This is a genomic window from Clostridium sp. (assembly GCF_047718555.1).
Classification (GTDB): Bacteria; Bacillota; Clostridia; order Clostridiales; family Clostridiaceae; genus Clostridium_I.
Genome location: NZ_JBDNRK010000004.1, coordinates 76,495 through 96,268, shown reverse-complemented (window position 1 = coordinate 96,268; position 19,774 = coordinate 76,495). Strand labels below are relative to the sequence as shown.

Here is a 19,774-nt window from a genome sequence, read left to right as displayed (position 1 = left end):
TATGCTAGATGTATAATGTATCACAAAACTTTTTAAATAATATAAAACAAAATGGAAGAACTTTTAAGGCTTCTGTAACTATAAGGAGCACTGTATTTGATGATAACAGTATAATTGATATAGATTTAGAAGAGAATGTAAATCCGTCTGACACTTTTATGCTTGGTGGGGTTGGCAGTGCTAAACTTGAAGTTGCTGTAGTCAATCCTCCAGGTAGTCTTATTATAGAGGATGCTCCAGTAACAGCTACAATAAGTTTACTTGTTAATGGTAATTATGAAGATGTTCCATTAGGAGTTTTTACGGTAGATGATATAGACGTTGAGAAAAATACTGTAAAAATAACATGCTATGACAACATGGTAAAACTTGAAAAGGCTTATTTTAGTGATTTGAGTTATCCATCCAATATTAATTCTGTGGCACAGGAGATATGTTCTAAGGCTGGAGTTCAGCTTGCCACAACTCTTCCAAGCACACAAATAAATAAAATAGAAGGGTATACCTATAGGGAAGCTATTGGATTTATAGCTTCTTTTTTAGGTGGCTTTTGCAGATTTAATAGAGCTGGAAAGCTTGAAATAATTTCTTATGTAGATACTGGATTTAGTGTAACCGGGGATAATTATTTTAAATTAAATACAAACCAAAATGCATTTACTATAGGTAGGCTGTCCTGTAAGGCTGGCCAAAAGAAAGATTCTGAGGGAAATGCAGTTGATAATATATTAACAGCGGGATCCAGTGGCAATGAAATACAATTTGAAAATCCTATAATGACGCAGACACAATTAAATAACATTTATAATGTGCTTAAGAATTTATCCTACATGCCTTACAGTATGGATTGGCAAGGAAACCAGGCATTACAGGCAGGAGATAAAATTACTATAACTGATGTAGATAACAATGTTTATATTACTTTGGTAATGGATAATAAGATTACTTACAAAGGTGCTATAACTGGAAGTTGTTCTGCTGTTGGAAAAACTGAAACATCCCAGGAATTCAGTTCTAGTGGAAGTTTAAAAAATACTGTGGATAGAATGGTGGTAGAGCAGGCTAATATAAATTATTTACTTGCCAATACTGCTACTATTGATAATTTAACTGCTACTAATGCTAGGATTGATAATTTATACGCTACTTCAGCTACAATAGATAATCTAACTGCTACCAATGCAAGAATAGATAATTTAAGTACTGTTTATGCAACTATAGATAACTTAACTGCCACTAATGCTAAAATAGATAATTTAGTGGTTGGTACAGCTCAAATAGAAAATGCTTCAATAACTAGTGCAAAGATAGTAGATGCATCCATAGTAACTGCCAAAATAGCTGATGCTCAAATTACTTCTGCAAAAATATTAGATGCAACTATAACAAGTGCTAAAATTGCTTTAGCTGCCATTGATACTGCATGGATAAAAGATGCAGCTATTACTAACGCAAAGATAGGTTCAGCTGCAATAGATACAGCTAATATAAAAACTGCTTCTATAACAAGTGCACTTATAGGAAGTGGGCAAATTATAACTGCTCATATAGCTGACGCACAAATTACCAGTACTAAAATTGCTAGTGCAACAATAACATCAGCTAATATAGCAAGTGCAACAATAGATGATGCTAATATAAAAAATGGAACTATTACTAATGCTTCTATAAAAGATGCTACAATTACTACTGCTAAAATTGCATTAGCAACAATAACTGATGCAAATATTGCCAGTTTGAATGCCAACAAAATTACTGCTGGTACAATAGATGCTAGCCAAATAACTGTATCAAATATCAATGCTTCCAATATTACTACTGGAACTCTAACAGCTAATGTATTACAAGCAAATAGTATAACTGCTGATAAAATAAGAACTGGTACTATTACAGCAGCTAGTGGAATTATAGCAGACGCCACTATAACTACGGCTTTAATTGCTGATGGTCAAATTACTACTGCAAAAATAGGAGACGCACAAATAACAGGAGCCAAAATTGCTAATGCTACAATAGGTAATGCACAAATTGGGAGTGCAGCTATAGGAACAGCTAATATACAAACAGGTGCCATAACCAATGCCCTTATAGGAACAGCGGCAGTTAAAACAACTCAAATAGCTGATGGTAGTATTACAGACGCTAAAATTGTTGGATTAACTGCTGGTAAGATTACCGCCGGTACAATAGATGCTGCTAATATAGAAGTTATAAACCTTAAAGCAGCAAATATAACCGTTGGAACTATAAATGGTCTCCAAATATCTTCTGGAGCAATTACAGCAGATAAGATAAAGAATGGTGAAGTTGGCTCAGATGAATTAACAACAACTATAAATAACACTATAAACACTGCTTATTCTAATGCTAGTACAGCTTTAACAAATGCTTCAAATGCCCAAACTACTGCAAATGGTAAGAATACAACTTTTTATGGGTCAGCCACTCCTACAGGAACATTTAAAACTGGTGATCTATGGATGAAGTCAGTTACTGGTGGAATTTCACCAATGCAATGGAATGGTTCAGCCTGGGTAAGTACAACTGATATTGCTACAATCAATGCTCAAAGTAGCATTGATAATTTACAAGTTGGTGGAGTAAACTTGCTATCAAATACTTCAAGTGATTTTAGGTCAGTTACATTTGGTGGTTGGGATAGTTATTTTTCACAAATTGCATGTAATCCAGGAGACACTTTTACTGGTAGAATCTACTTAAAACCTACAAATCAAGATGCGAGAGCTATGATGGAATTTAGGTCTGCTGACCAATCAGTATATAGTCAATTTTTATCCGATACAGTTATATCAGCTGGTTCTGAAGGATATGTCACTGTCACAGCAACGTGTCCTGCTAATAGATACAATGTGCATATATCTATTAGACATTTGTCAGGAACTACACCATCAGATACAGTTCAATATAAAGAAGCTAAACTTGAGAGTGGGAATAGGGCTACAGACTGGAGTCCAGCAATAGATGACGTACAATCACAAATTGATACAGTAAGTAGCACAGCTGATGGAAAGAGTACGGTATATAGACAAGTAACAACACCAACTGGAGGAACTTATAAAGTAAATGATACATGGTTTGATACTGCAAATGGTAATAGAATTAGCATATGGACAGGTTCAGGTTGGTCATTAACTCAGTTAGGTAATGCAGCAGTAGCAAATTTAGACGCTGGCAACATAACAAGTGGTTATATATGTGCAAGTAGAATTAATGCAGGCACAATAACAAGTTCAATGATTGCTTCAAGAACAATTGCAGCAGATAGAATAGCTAGTGGTGTTATAACTGCTAATGAAATTGCTGGTGGAACTATCACAGCAAACAAGATTGCATCTGGTACAATTACCTCAGCAAGCGGAGTAATAGGCGCTTTAGATGCTGGTGATATTACCACTGGGACACTAAATGCTAACAGAATTGAAGCAAATTCTATAACAGTAGATAAAATTATGATTGGAGACTTTACAAATTTAGCAACTTTAAATGAAGTAATAGGTGCAAATGTTACTAATGCTTGGACAAATACAACTATAGCTAATGGGTATGCTACTAATAGTAATACAGCTTGGTTTTTCTTTATGGACGATGTTCAGCCATTGTCTGGAAGTCCAAATGAGCAATATTATGTAGAATTTTATGCTGTTAGTAATACTGGTGCAAATGTTACTACTCAATTATATTCCCATACGTGGGCTGCAAACAATGGCTCTAGCAGTAATGCTTCATTAGGTGGAAGTTCTTTTACAATTACTACAACCGAACAAAAATTTACAGGTTATGTAAGTTTGCCTAACTTCAACCCGGCCACAACTTTTTATTATAATATAGGTTTAGGCGGTAGTTTAGCTGCTAATTCTATTAAAGTTAGAAAAGTATTTATTAGGAAAGTCACCCCAGCTGTTTTAATTCAAGATGGAGCAATTACAGCAAGTAAAATAACTGCTGCAACAATAACAGGAGATAAAATTGCTGCAAATACTATCGCGTCTAATAATATTCAAGCAAATACCATAACAGCGTCAGATATTGCTGCAAATACTATTACCTCAACTCAGATAGCTTCAAGAACTATAACAGCAGATAGGATTGTAACGGGGGCTATAACAGCAAACGAAATAGCTGCAAGCACAATTACAACTAATCAAATTGCTGCAAATACTATTACTGGAGGCGATATTGCAAGTGGAACAATAACTGCAACTAATATATCAGCAGGAACTATTACAACAAGTCAGTTAGCAAGTAGTGTTGGAAGTGGTTTGGATATAAGTACAAATAGTTCTATAACAATTAAAGCTGATACTAATTATGTAAATGCTGGTGAAAATTTGATATTAAACGGTGATTTTAGTCAGGGCACTAATCCTAGTTCAACAACTGCCCCTTATAAGTGGAGTTTTTGGGGAAGCGGTGTTTTCGTATATGTAAATCAAGGTACATCTAATTATTCAATTCCACGTATGCTATATATTGGACATGGAACAACTAATTGCGGAATAAGCTCTGGTTCAATACCTGGACTTTTAGCTAATACACAATACACAATAAGTTTTAAATCAGGAAAAGAAGGAAGCATAACTTCAATTTACACGCAATTAGAATGTCATTTAACAGACAGTACCACTTCTAATATTGTATTTAATTATGACTATGCAAAAACAGACACAGTTCAAAGCTTTACATTCACAACACCTAGTAACTTAAGCCATGCAAGTTTTGTACAAGGTGCTACAAGTAGTTCAACGTCAGGTGGATATTTAACACATTTAGGTAGCGTAAAATTAGAAAAAGGAAATACAGCTACAGTCTGGATAGCAAATCCAGACGATAGAGTTGGTGGAAATAATGTAATTTCGACTATAAATATATCACCAGAATCTATAGGCATTAGTGCAAGTAAGATTCAAATATCCGGAACAGTTTATTTAAGTGGCTGGGCACATAGTAGTGATACAACTAAAATAGACGGTGGAGATATTTATACAAGATCTATTGATGCAAATAGTTTAAAAGTAAACACAATTACTGCTACTAGTGGAGTAATTGCAACAGAAGCCATTACAGATGCAATGATTGCTAATGCAACAATAACTAATGCAAGTATTAAAACTGGTACAATAACCAATGCCCTAATAGCAAGTGGCACAATTACAAATGCGAGCATAGCAAGTAGTACAATAACCAATGCACAGATAGCTGATGGTACAATAACCAATGCAGAAATTGCAAATGGAACTATTCAAGATGCTAAAATAGCAAACTTAAATGCTACTAAAATAAATGCTGGTACAATAAGTGCTGACAGAATAGGTGCTATGTCAATAACAACAGACAAAATATTGATAGGTGATTTTACAAACTATTTTCCGAATCCTTCAATGAATACAAATATGGGTGGTTTCGGTTTAGGTGCGGTAAGGGCAGATTCACACGCTGGAACACCTTTTGTATTAACATTAACTACAAGAGATAGTATAGCTAATGATGGAATAAATCAAATACCACTTAGACCTGGAGATCAATTTACAATTGAAGCTGACGTTTATAGATATCAAAATGATAGAGGTCAATTGTCAGCTGGGTTTCAACTATTGAAAAACGGAACTACATCAGCAACACCTACATGGTGGAATGTAAGTGGACCAGTAACTAATTCTGTATACATGTCTTGGTCACATTGTGTATGGAATGTAACAATAGGAAATGGAGGAGTAACTGGTAGTGATGATGTAACAGGTGGCTGGATTTACTTTCAAATGAACCAACTTGATTCAGATACAAATAAAATGATAACATTAATTTCAAATCTAACAGTAAAAAAGAAAGTTGGTAATACACTAATCCAAGACGATTCAATAACAACAAGTAAAATAGCTGCAAATGCAGTAACAGCTAATGAGATTGCTTCAAATACAATAACAGCAGATAAGTTAAAGGCAAATACTATCACCGCACAAAGCGGTACTATTTTAAGTATAGATGCTAGTAAAATAACCACTGGTACTTTAGATGCAAGTAAGATTACTGTTACCAATTTAAGTGCTTCTAGTATTAATACAGGTACACTAAGCGGTAGAACAATAACTGGGGGTACTATATCAGGAACTACTATTTCCGGAAGCACTATAACAAGTACAAATTCAACTTCTAGTTTAACAATAAGCGGTGCTTCTATAATAGGAAAAGTTAATAGTGTACAAGGGCTAGTTGTGGGCGACCATTCAATAGGTTTTCAGGATTATGAAAATACTGGAGCGGTAGCCGCGGGTATGTTTTTATCCTATGGAAGTGATTTAACTAAAACTAGTGACATAGGCTTGTGTGTTGGTACTGCAAAGGGATATTTAGGATTTGGAAAAGAAGCTGCAGACGGAAGCTATATAACCACAGATTTTGTAATAAACTATGGTAATAATCCTAGTGGTAATACAGAAAAATTCTGCTTTTTCGGTGATGGCAATTGGAATGGGCATTCTTTGAAAAATGTACATTATATTAATAATTCTGGTAATTATATAACAGAATTTGATTATGGCATTGGTATAGGTACTAATCAATTTAAAATGTGGAGTACGGGAAAGGATGGTAGTAGTTATTCTACACATAATGTAACTATGAGTTGTTGGGATAGTTTTACAATAGGTTCAGATGCCCCATTCGATTCGCCTCCAACAAATTTAGTTAAACAGACTTTCCTATTTAATTGTCGTAGTGGTAATTTAACTATGGCTGGTAATTTAGTTGTAGGTGGTTCTAAGAATAGAGCAGTTAAGACAGACAGTTATGGTGTTAGGGCATTTAATGCATATGAAATGACTGAATGCTATTTTGGAGATATGAAGAGAAACTATATCACTAATGGTATGTGTATCATTAATATAGACCCTATGTTTTTAGAAGCTGTAACCGCTAATATGCAGTATGAAGTATTTGTTAGCCCTTATGGTAATGGTAACGTGTGGGTAGATCCTGCTGAGATGTATCCAACATACTTTATTGTAAGAGGAACAGCAGATATACCTTTTGTATGGGAAATAAAAGTTAAACAGAAAGGCTATGAATTTGATAGATTAAAATCAATCGATATGCCTTCATCAGAGAAACAGGCATCCTAATTTTAGGGTGCTTTTTTATATAGAAATTTTAGGAGGTGCAGTATGAGTGAAAGCTATGATGCAAAGCTATGTGAGGAAAGACACAAGACCATCGATACAAAATTAAAAGATCAGAAAGATAGATTAGATAGTCATTCTAAAAGGCTTGATATTCTAGAACAAAATGAAGTAGCAAATAGGACAGAAATTAAAAATCTAATAAAGAAAATGGATACCTTTATAACAGTAATAATGTGGGGGCTTGGCATATTTGTCACAGTCTCCATTTTTATTTTAAGTACCTTATTAAAAAAATAGAAAGGATATGATTATCAATGGGATTCAAAGGAATAGACATTTACAGCGGAACTATCATAACAGATTGGAATGCAGTCAAAGCAGATGGGGTGGCAGTAGTTTATATTAAGGCCACAGAGGGTGTAACTTATGTAAATCCATTAATGGATAGCCAGTACAAAAATGCTAAGGACAGAGGATTAAAGGTAGGATTCTATCACTTTGCAGCTAGAAATGCACCAGCACAAGAATATCAGCACTTTATTAATACTATAGGTAAGTATGAACAGGACTTAAAACCTTGCTTAGACTATGAAGTAGCTAATCCCGACATGAATTTCGTTACTGCGTTTATGGCCCTTAATTCTGGTTTATTGTTATATGCTGCTCACAATGTAGCTGATAAATCAGGACTTCCTAAAAATAAGATATGGATTGCAGAACCGGGAGCAACTCCAGCAGATACCAAAGGTTATGCCGGAATACAGCATAGTTGGACTGGAAGAATACCTGGAATGACAGGTGATGTAGATGTAGACTTATTCAGTAATGATGTATTAATAGATTCTAATAATGTAGTTTTAACAGCTTCACAGGTACAACAGCCAGTACAGCAAGGAGATCCAGCAGTAAGAATAATTCAGCTGCAACTTAATACTCTTCTTAAAAAAGGTATAGTAGTAGACAGCTTTAATGGTCCAGTAACTACAGCAGCTATTAAAGAATTTCAAGGCATTATGGGACTTTTGCAAGATGGAATTTGGGGACCAAAAACAGCAGGAGCAGTAGGAGAGATTTATTCAAGACCAGTAGATGGAGTTCCAAACCCTCACTATGAATATGCTACCAGGTACATTCAATTCAGAGTTGGTGCTAGTGTAGACGGAACATTTGGCAACGGTACTAAAGTATCAGTTCAGAATTGGCAGGCATCTCATGGTTTAAATCCGGATGGAGTAGTTGGCCCAGCAACCTGGTCAAAATTGCTTGATGAAAATGTATAGGATTATAGGAAACTATAGTCCTTTTTTAATATAAAAATATTGGAGGAATGAGAAATGTTAAGTCAAACAATTGTAAATGAAATTATTATACCTGTAGTTGGTGCTGGAGTTGCTACCATATTAGAGATAGGAAGAAGGCAAGTGAAGTATTTTTTAGATTCTAAGCAGGATTTAATCAATAAACAGAAAGAAGCTCTTAAGCAGACAATGGGCATAGAACTCTACAACAAGGATATTGCTATAGTTAAGAGTACAGTAAAAACTGTAGAGCAGTTAGGTAAAGAATTTGATTGGACTGGAACTTTTAAACATAGTAAAGTTTTAGAGATTATAGCAGGCAAGACAGGTCTTACAGATGAGCAGATTTTTAATGTAATTAAGGAGACTGTTTTGGAAGTTAATAATTTGAAATATACTGGATCTACTACTATTAATGCTACAGTACAGAAATAATATTTTAATTATCCTCCTGTAAAAGGGAGGATTTTTTTATTTTTTAGAATTATTTTTTTGCTAATCGTGGGAATATTTAGGCTTATATAGTATAATTAACTAAAGATCGAAAGATAAATATTTAGGGGGCAATTAAATATGAGAAAAACGAAAAGAATTGTGTTTGAATGTATGCATGGATTAAACTTACAATTTTCAAATAGCATGGATAAAATAAATTTTATAATCACATCTAATCAGACTAAATTTCCTAATGTTAATTTTAATCCATCTACAAATTTATTACATCTTAGCAATCCAAATATTAAAGGCAATTTATTAATAGACAGTAATAGAATGGTTATGGATATTCAAGACCCTATTGACATAGATGAAATTTACAAAAATTATATGCAGTCAATTAACATGTTAATTGAAAATTTTAACATTAATCAATTTATGAGAGTAGGAATAAGAATTTTTATTGGCGAAGAGAAGGATAATCCAAAAGATATAGAGAAGATAATTTTAAATAAATTTATAAATAAAAATAATATTAGTGTTTCTGAATATGGTGAAGATATAATTGATGTTCGTTTTGGCTTTGGTACAAGCTATGGTGAGTATAAAATTAATCATAACTTTTCTAAATTGATTAACCAGAATATAACTGTTAGTTACGGGAGAACAGAAACAAAAACAAATTATTTTATTATTTATGATATAGATTTTTACAAGGATGTTCCAAGTCCAAGTAATAGTTTAGACAGTATATTTAAAGATGCTAAAGATAGAATTAGTGTATGTTCTGATAAGTTTTTTTCTAGTATAGGAGATGCTAAATAATGGAATTTACACATGAATGTTTACAAAATTATTCTGGAACAGGAGCATCAATTAATGATAAATGCAAAGGCTCTGGAACACAAACAATACAGACTCTAAAAAACGACAATTACAATTATGATGAGGAAATTCTACCTTTTGGACATATTTTTAAAGGTACTGCATATGATATATTGGCAAATGATATAAAAGGTGAATGGATGATTGGAGGAATAAATATGAAACAAGATAATTTAATAAGTGGTAATGTTTATAAGAAATTAGAAAAGTACCATAATACATTTATTTTAACTTTTTTTATATTAGGTATATTGCTTTCAATTACATTGTTTATACAAGTGCCATTCTTACCTAAGATAGCTTCTATAGCTGGTATAATAATGTTTATACTAGGGATGTTTGGAATGCACATGGATAAATTGTTATTGAAGGAGAGATTAAAATGATATTAATTCTCAGTGAAATAGGTGAATCCAGTGCTGAAACACAAAAGAAAACAATAACGGATGTTTTTGGATTTGGTAAAGCTGTAGATAGTTTAGCTAAAAGTTTTGGTAAACTACTGGAAAAAATTCCATCGAATAAATTAAGCCCAGGAATGGCATTTGTTGTTATTGTACTTATTTTATTTATAATATTTATTTGTGTAATGTTTAAAATAGACACTACCGACGCACCAATGGTAAGTATATGTGTAGGTATATTTTTTGCTATGTTTGCTGGTCCTTTTGTGTTCCTTGAAATTTACAAAGAAATGAAAAAAATTAAGTAACGAAATACATATTATATACATAGTAAAAGGAGTAGCTTATATAGTTACTCCTTCCATATTTTTATGGACTTTTTATCTTTCTTATCTGGTATAAATTCAATCAATTCGTCTAATTTGCAATCTAATACTGTACATATTTTATTTAAATGATCTAAGCTGACTCTTTCAACTAATTCGTGATACAACTCATTTATAGTGGCCGGCCTTATTCCAGTTTTTCTAGAGAGATCTCTTTGAGTCATTTTTCGTTCCCCTAACAACCTATATAAGTATATTCTAATCATAAAGTTACACCTCTAACAACATATTCATTTAGATTGTAACGTCATTTGTTATTCGTTGTATTAGTTTCGTAATTTAATTACAATATACGTAATTTTTAATTGGATACAATTACACCTTTTATAAAACTATTTCCAAATTCTATATTTAATTTAATCTTATTTAACCAATCCTTAAAATGTACAAATATTTAACTAAGAAATAAATGAATTATAAAAAATATTTACCTAATATTTTCTGTTTTAAAATAAGACTTAGAAATATTTCTATATTATGGGTGTCGAATGTGTTCGATAGAAAAATTTGCAGAATATGAATAAAAGTTGTACAATAAAAATACAAATTGATGCGAACGTTTGTTCTGTAAAATATTGTTATTTAAAAGGCGCTAAATAAAAAATATAAAATAATTTGTCATATTTATGTTTAAATGACATATATAAAGTATATAACAATAATATAAGGATTATTGTTAGAGGGGGATAAAATAATGAATGAAATTGAAATACTAAAAGAAGAAATTAAGGAACTAAAAATACATAATGAAGAATTATTAAAAGAAAACTCTAAGCTAAAATCAGTAATTGAGAAACTAAAATTATTTATTTCAGAACTATAAATTGGTTGTCTTTTGGTTGTCATATTTTAAAAATTAACTGAAATGATAAGAAATGATTAATAACAGTAATACATTGAAAGGCTAGTAAAACAGACGTTTAAGAACATTTTGAAATGCTCAATATATATGAATTATAGAACTCCAAAACCATTGGTTGTAGGTTCAAATCCTACTACCCCTGCCAAAAACGTTGAAATAAGAGGGTTTACAGAAATGTAGATTCTCTTATTTTTTTATTTTCCCACACTTTTTCCCACATAAGTTTCAGAAACTTTTAGTTTCTGACAGAAGGTAATAGTTAACAAATTAAATGACATCAATAGTTACAGCAAATTATAAACATCTATAATCTGCTTTTGAACTAATTAGTTGGTTGTGGGTTCAATTTTTTTTTAACATTTTTCTCGCAAAAATTATAGATAGAATAGTTTATTTTATTATTATCTTAATTAAGATAAAATTTCACAATTTCATGCTGGTTTTGTGAATTTAACAAAAAAGTAGTTTTGTTTCTATTGCTATTATTGTTCCATTGCTACAGGTACCCCTTAAATTTAGCATTATATATGTAACTCGTAATAAATACTATTATATATGCACCTGCTATATCAGAAGGAAAGTGATGACCCACATATACTCTTGAAAATCCCACTATGAGTGACAACATTGTTAATACTATTCCAAGAGCTTTATTATATTTGTTTATACCCAATGCAATACTCATTGTTACTGTAGCATGGTCGCTTGGAAATGATGAATCAACTGCATGAGGATAAAGTAAATTAACCTTATTATGAATAAACGGTCGTTTGTTTTACTTAGCTTAGCGTACAATTTCCGCTATTCCCTGCCCATACCCCTATGTGTAAATAGGTTCATATGGGGGGCCGGATGCCTTAATTGGGCACGTCCGGTTCTGAGAGGGCCGGCACTTGTAAGAGTCGCCGGCTACTCACCCAAAAACCGGTAACTTGATGTTAATTCCTTCCATCAAGTTACCGGTTTTTGCACGTATCTCGGCTTCCACCCTAGAGGATGTCGTTGGTAATGACTCTAATCAAATTATTACATAAAAACCTAAACCCAGAACAAAAAAATTACTTATCCGTCTTATGTTCTTCAATAAAATGTGGTTTTGTTTTTGCCCTATCAAGAAATCTTGTCTCATCTTCAATTACCCCAGTATCTGGTGCATACATTTTATCTACCCAAGCTTCATAAGCCTCTCGATCCTGAAAAGACATTTCGGTTATTACGTCAAAATCTTCTTCTGTACCCCCAATAATATAGTTTCTTTTATATCCATCCGGAACAGGAGCAATACTTGCAATTAAAGGTACGTGATTATTCTCGTAATAATCAATAAATTCTTTTGTATTCAACCCTTCTTTTTTCGTAAGAAAAGACATCACTTTAAACATTTTTAGTTCCTCCCTAATTTTAATTTCAATCGATTCACTAGTATTGTCTCGATTTGCTATGCTCAATATAGCATAAAAAAAATACAAAATGAACTAAATTAACAATTTTGTATAATTTTATATATATTACCACTACCGCATTCAATTTGGTCTGCTGGTTGAACAATCATGGCGCTTCGGTCTGCTACGTAGAAGCCAACACCAGCTGTCACCAGGTGCAAAGTAAAGTTTAAAACGAGTAATATCAACGATTTGATATAGATATGCACTTCTAAAAATATTGAAAAAATGTAATAATAAAAACTCTTCAAAAATGGCTATTTTGCTGGCTTTTTAATGTTACTTTGCACTTCATGACACGTTTGCTGGTATTGGTCTATTAGCAAAATATTTTATTAATATTTATAGAGTGGCACTAAGGTATTTCTTTTACGTCTTATGATATCATTTATTACATTATTAATATATATAACATAATAAATTGCATTAGGTGACACGGATGCTCCCACTATCCCTTCATGGGATAGTGGGAGCATTATACCGAAATGGAGGGCTTTATGAGGTAAGTATATCTCCATATGGTTTATATCATAAAACTACTTGTTTTATTCAACTACCGAGCAGATCCGGATGAGTTAAGATTCGTATGGAAAAATTCTGTGAGCTTTGAAACCGCAGGCTTAACGTACTCATCCTTATCGTAAAGGTCGACGTGAGTGGCTCCATCAATCCAGAATAGTTCCTTGGGCTCTTGTGCTTTCTCAAACGCTTCGGTTGTCATCCAAGATGTAACTGCTTGAGTTCCAACGATCATAAGTAGCGGGCGCGGTGCAATCAGATCAATAAACCGGAAAGCGTCAAAATATACGATACGATCAACGCTATTCCATGTAAAGACTTTAGCTCCGCGCGAATGCTGTGCACGGTTAGTACAGTAATATTCCCAACCTTCGAATACGTGTTGTCCACCAGCACGGGCTTGCTCCTCAGTCTCCGGAAAAATCTGAAATACACCTACACCCTCACCCCGAGCCTCGGAGGTACGGGCTGCTGCTGCGGCATCCAGCATATTCTGTATAACGGTGGGGTCCTGTTTTGCATCGGCACCGACACGAAATTGACGGCTCATATCGACACCACTGACAGTAGCGACAGCTTTGATACGATGGTCGGTTGCTGTAGCAGGAATCACATAGCCGCCAGAAGCACAGATTCCGAGAGCACCTATGCGGTTCGGATCGACCTCTTTGTTTACACTGAGGAACGAGACGGCTGCCTTGAAGTCATCGACGCGTTGAGCTGGATCTTCTAATCCACGCGGTTCGCCTTCACTTTCGCCTTGATAGGCAGCATCGAAGGTAAGAGTAACGAAGCCTTGTTCAGACAGTCTTTTTGCATAGAGGCCAGCAGTTTGCTCCTTAACACCACCGCCGGGATGTCCGACAACGATTGCAGGGCGTGGTCCGCTAAATTCGCCATCTGGTGTGTAAAGGTTCCCGGCAATTTTTATACCGGCACTATCAAAATTTACATTTGTTTTCATTTATTAATCCTCCTAAAGTTATTTTATTTGTCACATGTTGCAATTCTTTTATTATATGCAACATGTGACAAGCGCTAATAGTTGCTTTGTTCATTGAAATCAAAACCTGGAGCCCATTCGTTCACATCTCTCTGTGAATTGATAGTTTCATCTTCGCCTACGGCGAATTCGTTTCCGCATTCATAATTCCCATTTTCGACTTCAAATTTATAATTCCCCCTTTTTATACTTGATTTTAATAAATAAATTACTATATAATCATAACATAATAGATTTCAATCGATTTCTCTATTTGGCCCAAATACATTTGATATTTTGGTCCAATATTATTGATTTCTATTCCCTTAAATCCTTTAATGTGATAAAGATTAATTATGTATACACGAGAGTTTATGTGTGTTGAGATTATACTTTGAAATTCGTAAACAGGATGGAGGACGGTTTGATATGGGCGAGAGAATTATAAGAGCACCGCAGGGGGTAACCCCAGTGCCAAACAAACAAAGTATTTTGAAATTGAATGGATTTACCGTAGTTGGTTCCTGTACTTTTATAAAAAAAGCAAGAGGCTCATTTTTTTTAGAGGACCATCTCATATTATTAGTACAGCATGGGGTTTTTTCCATCAGCTATGGAGGTAAGATATATGTCGTTCATAAAAATGAGATGGTATTATTGAAAAAGGCTATTGTTATTCAGTATCAAAAATCTGGAGATCCTGAAGAGAAGAGCCTGCTGGAATATACAATGTTTTTTTTGAAAGATGATCTTTTGAGAGAATTTGCCAAAATGGCAAATGTCAAGCTGACAAAACCCAGAACCTCAGTACCTATTTCAGTAATGCCAATCAATGAGCGCCTGTTAAAATATTTTGACTCGTTAAAACCGTATTTTAACGAGTGTGAAACTATCAGTGGAAATTTAATGAAAATCAAATTATTGGAGCTGTTATATGATTTAGCTGCCGCTGATAATGATCTTATGCAGCAATTACTTCAGCTAAAGCAGCAGACACGTTCAGATATTCCTAAAATTGTTGAAGAAAATATTCTTAATCCCATTTCCGTAAGTGATTTGGCATACTTATCAGGCAGAAGTCTTTCGAGTTTTAAAAGAGACTTTCAAACTATTTACAATATGTCCCCTCATCAATGGATTCGAGAAAGAAGACTTGATCGGGCAAAAGAACTCTTGATGAATACTCCCATGTCAGTAACAGATATCTGCTTTATGACGGGATTTGAAAACGTAGCACATTTTTCTAGAGCCTTCAAAGAGCGCTACGGGTGTTCTCCAATTTCTTATAAACAGCAGCATAGTTTTACGTGATTTTGTGATATTTTATTAACTCCGGAACGATATTTCGTACAGGGGTTTTTACATTCAACTTATATACTAAATTTTCATTATGCGTTATGATAAATGAACCAAAAAAGCAAATATATTTGGGCCAAATAGAATAATAGAATGCATGTCATTATGATAAGATTACCTTTGTTTATAAAACAGGACTTAAAAATAGTGTAAGTGGTGATAAGTTTAAATCTCAAAGAAAAAATGCAAGGGAGAAATACAGAAGTGATGAATTGTGTTCACATGATGACAACGAGGTTGAAAAATTATGTTCTTATAATAGCGTCAACACATGTGGAATACGTGGCAAGGCTATATAAACCTTAGAACCATTGAAAATACTGGGTTTGTGAATGATGAAAATATGTTGCCATAGGCAGGAAACATGGGAGAGGCTCGTGTGAGGTAACATTATGTTACTTTCCTACACAGAGCACGTGGAGACAGTAGTGCTGATAGATAAGAAATAGTATTTCTTGATTCAGTAGTTGTTGATTTTTTTCAACGTATAGTGGTATAATATAAAAAAGTTGAAATTTGAGGTGAAAAGATGATTTAATTTTCTTGCTAATTTTTAAAGTACAATTGACAAAAAGATAAACGGATGAGTTCTGTTTATTTGGTCGTACTTATGCAAGAAAGTTATTCTCTTTTCTCTTAATATATACTCTTATGTTATGCTATAATGATTAGCTTAACTAGTATATCTATGAGCTGTAAGAATAATAATTTCTTGCGGCTCTTATTTTTTATAAATAATTCGAATAAGGAGGATAATTAATATTATGAAAAATAAAGACACTTTGCTAACACATGATAATCTCCATATAGAGCCGGATACTGAAGGCGACATTTATATGGAGTAATAACAAAGTCGCCTATTGTTCCGACTTTGTTATTTATACTATTAATTACAGAGGAGGACAAAAATATGTCTTTAATAAATGTTACAAACCTAACCTTTGCTTATGAAGGTAGTTATGATAATATTTTTGAAAATGTAAGTTTTCAAATTGATACAGATTGGAAATTGGCCTTTACCGGAAGAAATGGAAGAGGAAAAACTACTTTTTTAAATCTTTTACTTGGGAAATACGAATATAATGGAAATATTTCAGCTGATGTGACTTTTGAATATTTTCCTTATGAGGTGCAGGAACAAGGAAATTTCACTATAGATATCATAATGGAAATCAGTCCAAATTCAATGGATTGGGAAATAATTAAAGAATTATCATTGTTAGATATGGATTATGATGTTTTATATAGACAATTTTATACACTATCTAAAGGAGAGCAGACCAAAGCATTGCTAGCTGCTATGTTTTTGAAGGAGAAATCCTTCTTACTTATTGATGAGCCTACAAATCATTTGGATGCTGAAGCTAGAAAAAAACTAAGTAATTACTTGAAAAGAAAGAAAGGATTTATTCTGATTTCACATGATAGGTCTTTTTTGGATAATTGTGTTGACCATATTTTGGCCATTAATAGAACTAATATTGAAATACAGAAAGGAAATTTTTCTTCATGGTGGAGAAACAAAGAATTACAAGATGGTTTTGAACTAGCAGAAAACGAAAAATTGAAAAAGGATATTAGCCGGCTTTCCAGTTCAGCAAAACGTACATCTACATGGTCAGATAGTGTTGAAAGCAGCAAGTATGGAACTACTAATTCTGGGAGCAAATTAGATAAAGGATATGTTGGACATAAAGCTGCAAAAATGATGAAGCGTGCTAAAAATACAGAAGCTAGACAACAGAACATGATTGAGGAAAAATCAAAGCTTCTTAAAAATATTGAATCTAACGAAAGTTTAAAAATAGTACCGCTTACTTTCCATGATAAAAAGCTTGTGGAACTTACGGATGTTTCAATTCAATATGATGATAGAATTGTCTGTGAAGCAGTAAGCTTCACCATAGAGCAAGGTGAAAGAATTTCTATTCAAGGAAAGAATGGTAGTGGAAAATCAAGTATACTGAAATTAATTTATGGAGAAGACATCCTGCATAATGGAATTGTGAGGAAAAATAGTCAGTTAATCATTTCGTATGTTTCACAAGATACATCAGATTTATATGGTAACTTATCTGAGTATGCAGAAAAACATTGTATTGAAGAAAGTTTATTTAAATCGATTCTTAGAAAGCTTGATTTTTCAAGAGAGCAGTTTGAGAAGAATATGGAGGATTTTAGTGGAGGACAGAAGAAAAAGGTATTGATTGCAAAAAGTTTGAGTGAACAGGCACATTTGTATATTTGGGATGAACCATTGAATTTTATCGATGTAATTTCTCGTATGCAGATTGAGAAATTGTTAATTGAATATCAACCGACAATTTTGTTTGTTGAGCATGATATTGCATTTTGTGAGAATGTTGCAACAAAAACGATAAAATTGAAAGGATAGAAATGGGATTAATATGCTTAATACGAATATACAAGTAACACATAATAGGCTCCATGCAAAGCCAGATGTTTTAGGCGACATTTGCATGGAGTAGTATAAGTCGCCAATTATGCTGGCTTTGCTTCCTAACTATTAATAGCGAGGAGGAAGCCTACATGAAGCAGACAAAAACAAAATATGAAAAAATAAAACAAATAGTATCAAATTTAAATTTACCAAATTATAGATATACACAGTTTACAAAAGCTATTTTTCATCAAAGGATAGATAATTTTGATGATATGCACATATTACCAAAAGCATTAAGGACAGCTTTAGTAAATGAGTTTGGGAATAATGTATCTAGTGTAATACCTGTTTTTTCACAAGGTTCTAAGCAAGCTGAAAAATTGTTATTCGAATTGACAGACGGAGAGAGAATAGAGGCTGTTCGATTACAGTATAAACAGGGGTGGGAATCGTTTTGTATTTCTTCTCAATGTGGTTGCGGTTTTGGATGTCGTTTTTGTGCAACTGGAGGTGCTGGATTTAAACGAAATCTTACTGCTGATGAGATAACTGATCAATTACTTTATTTTTATTTCAATGAACATAGCTTGAATAGTATTTCATTTATGGGAATGGGTGAGGCTTTTGCAAATCCAGAGTTATTTGGTGCAGTAAAAATTTTGACTGATCAAAATTTATTTAGGTTAAGTCAACGAAGAATTACGATTTCAACAATTGGTGTTATACCAGGAATTCAAAGATTGACCAAAGAATTTCCACAAGTGAATCTCGCTTTTTCGCTTCATTCACCATTTGAAAGTCAACGAAGTGATTTAATGCCTATAAATAAAAGATTTCCATTACATGAGGTAATGAAGACATTAGATGAACATATCATTCATACAGGACGAAGAGTGTTTCTTGCGTATATTATGCTTGAAGGGATTAATGATTCTAAAGAACATGCAAAGGCAGTTATAGGTTTATTGAAAAATCGTGGTTCATGGGAGCATTTATACCATATTGATTTGATACCTTATAATTCTACGAACAAAACAACTTTTAAATTTCAATCATCAAGTGATATCAAACAATTTTATAGTACATTAAAGGAAGCTGGCATTAGTGTAACTGTTAGAACACAATTTGGTTCTGAAATTAGTGCTGCTTGCGGACAATTGTATTGTGAAAATGAATTATGATGTTGGTTTAAAAATATCATTCTAACAATAGGCCCCCTCAACTAAAAAAAGGGGGCTAGTTCTTAAGCATCATCATTCTATCAAAACACATGTAGAATGTGTGGTAAGGCTATATAAACCTTAGAACCATTGAAAATACTGGGTTTGTGAATGATGAAAATATGTTGCCATAGGCAGGAAACATGGGAGAGGCTCGTGTGAGGTAACATTATGTTACTTTCCTACACAGAGCACCTTGAGTGTGTTGTTCTGCTATATAAACGATAATTTAAATCATTGATTTTAAATGGTTTAAAAAAGGTCATTGTATTTTTAGAGTAACATAGTGTTTGAAGAAATATAATATTGAGCATAAATAGAAGGCATCCGTTTATTCTGATGCTTTTTATTTATGGAGAAAACAAATAATTTGATGAAATTTATGGAAAATACAGACAATTATGATTGTATTTAAACAAAGCCATTGGTTATGGGTTCAAATCCT

The 19,774-nt window shown here is 33.2% G+C and carries 14 protein-coding genes and 1 pseudogene; 11 read left to right on the top strand and 4 right to left on the bottom strand.

Annotation, left to right across the window (positions count from 1 at the left end; all coding sequences use genetic code 11):
- The first annotated feature begins 8 nt into the window (after window positions 1–8).
- From ABF633_RS02820 to ABF633_RS02790, 7 genes are all read left to right on the top strand, one after another.
- On the top strand, window positions 9–7,136 hold the full coding sequence (locus tag ABF633_RS02820; protein WP_415521808.1) for a hypothetical protein: 7,128 nt from the start codon (window positions 9–11) through the stop codon (window positions 7,134–7,136).
- Between the two features lie 42 nt (window positions 7,137–7,178).
- Window positions 7,179–7,433, top strand: a complete 255-nt coding sequence (locus tag ABF633_RS02815) for a hemolysin XhlA family protein (protein ID WP_415521807.1) — start codon at window positions 7,179–7,181, stop codon at window positions 7,431–7,433.
- 17 nt (window positions 7,434–7,450) lie between these two features.
- Window positions 7,451–8,416 carry a GH25 family lysozyme gene (locus ABF633_RS02810; RefSeq protein WP_415521805.1) on the top strand — a complete coding sequence of 322 codons (966 nt, stop codon included), beginning with the start codon at window positions 7,451–7,453 and terminating at the stop codon, window positions 8,414–8,416.
- A gap of 54 nt (window positions 8,417–8,470) precedes the next feature.
- The gene (locus ABF633_RS02805; RefSeq protein WP_415521803.1) at window positions 8,471–8,869 is read left to right on the top strand and encodes a hypothetical protein; all 399 of its coding nucleotides are present in this window, start codon (window positions 8,471–8,473) and stop codon (window positions 8,867–8,869) included.
- A gap of 138 nt (window positions 8,870–9,007) precedes the next feature.
- Window positions 9,008–9,694, top strand: a complete 687-nt coding sequence (locus ABF633_RS02800; protein WP_415521801.1) for a hypothetical protein — start codon at window positions 9,008–9,010, stop codon at window positions 9,692–9,694.
- Window positions 9,694–10,140 (top strand): hypothetical protein, encoded by a 447-nt coding sequence (locus ABF633_RS02795; RefSeq protein WP_415521799.1) that lies wholly within the window; start codon window positions 9,694–9,696, stop codon window positions 10,138–10,140. The genes ABF633_RS02800 and ABF633_RS02795 overlap by 1 nt, the downstream gene beginning before the upstream one ends.
- Window positions 10,137–10,466, top strand: coding sequence for a hypothetical protein (locus tag ABF633_RS02790; protein ID WP_415521797.1), 330 nt, complete (start codon window positions 10,137–10,139; stop codon window positions 10,464–10,466). Before ABF633_RS02795 ends, ABF633_RS02790 begins: the two co-directional genes overlap by 4 nt.
- Before the next feature lie 44 nt (window positions 10,467–10,510).
- On the opposite strand, the gene ABF633_RS02785 is transcribed toward ABF633_RS02790, so the two are convergent.
- Window positions 10,511–10,750: a helix-turn-helix domain-containing protein gene (locus ABF633_RS02785; RefSeq protein WP_415521795.1), complete on the bottom strand. Its 240-nt coding sequence runs from the start codon at window positions 10,748–10,750 to the stop codon at window positions 10,511–10,513.
- A gap of 488 nt (window positions 10,751–11,238) precedes the next feature.
- Between ABF633_RS02785 and ABF633_RS02780 the strand changes: the two genes are divergently transcribed.
- Window positions 11,239–11,367, top strand: coding sequence for a hypothetical protein (locus ABF633_RS02780; RefSeq protein ID WP_415521793.1), 129 nt, complete (start codon window positions 11,239–11,241; stop codon window positions 11,365–11,367).
- A 535-nt stretch (window positions 11,368–11,902) separates the two neighbouring features.
- Here the strand turns inward: ABF633_RS02780 and ABF633_RS02775 are convergent.
- From ABF633_RS02775 to ABF633_RS02765, 3 genes and pseudogenes are all read right to left on the bottom strand, one after another.
- Window positions 11,903–12,175: pseudogene (locus ABF633_RS02775) on the bottom strand (phosphatase PAP2 family protein); the annotation flags it as partial.
- Window positions 12,176–12,464: 289 nt separating this feature from the next.
- Complete coding sequence (locus ABF633_RS02770; protein WP_415521791.1) at window positions 12,465–12,788, bottom strand: EthD domain-containing protein; 324 nt, start codon at window positions 12,786–12,788, stop codon at window positions 12,465–12,467.
- Window positions 12,789–13,401: 613 nt separating this feature from the next.
- Window positions 13,402–14,331, bottom strand: coding sequence for an alpha/beta hydrolase (locus ABF633_RS02765; RefSeq protein WP_415521789.1), 930 nt, complete (start codon window positions 14,329–14,331; stop codon window positions 13,402–13,404).
- Window positions 14,332–14,778: 447 nt separating this feature from the next.
- Between ABF633_RS02765 and ABF633_RS02760 the strand changes: the two genes are divergently transcribed.
- The 3 genes from ABF633_RS02760 (at window position 14,779) to ABF633_RS02750 (ending at window position 19,290) form a co-directional block, all read left to right on the top strand.
- Window positions 14,779–15,660, top strand: a complete 882-nt coding sequence (locus ABF633_RS02760; protein ID WP_415521787.1) for a helix-turn-helix domain-containing protein — start codon at window positions 14,779–14,781, stop codon at window positions 15,658–15,660.
- A gap of 955 nt (window positions 15,661–16,615) precedes the next feature.
- On the top strand, window positions 16,616–18,100 hold the full coding sequence (locus ABF633_RS02755; RefSeq protein WP_415521785.1) for an Lsa family ABC-F type ribosomal protection protein: 1,485 nt from the start codon (window positions 16,616–16,618) through the stop codon (window positions 18,098–18,100).
- Between the two features lie 155 nt (window positions 18,101–18,255).
- Window positions 18,256–19,290: a Cfr family 23S rRNA (adenine(2503)-C(8))-methyltransferase gene (locus ABF633_RS02750; RefSeq protein ID WP_415521783.1), complete on the top strand. Its 1,035-nt coding sequence runs from the start codon at window positions 18,256–18,258 to the stop codon at window positions 19,288–19,290.
- Window positions 19,291–19,774: the final 484 nt, after the last annotated feature.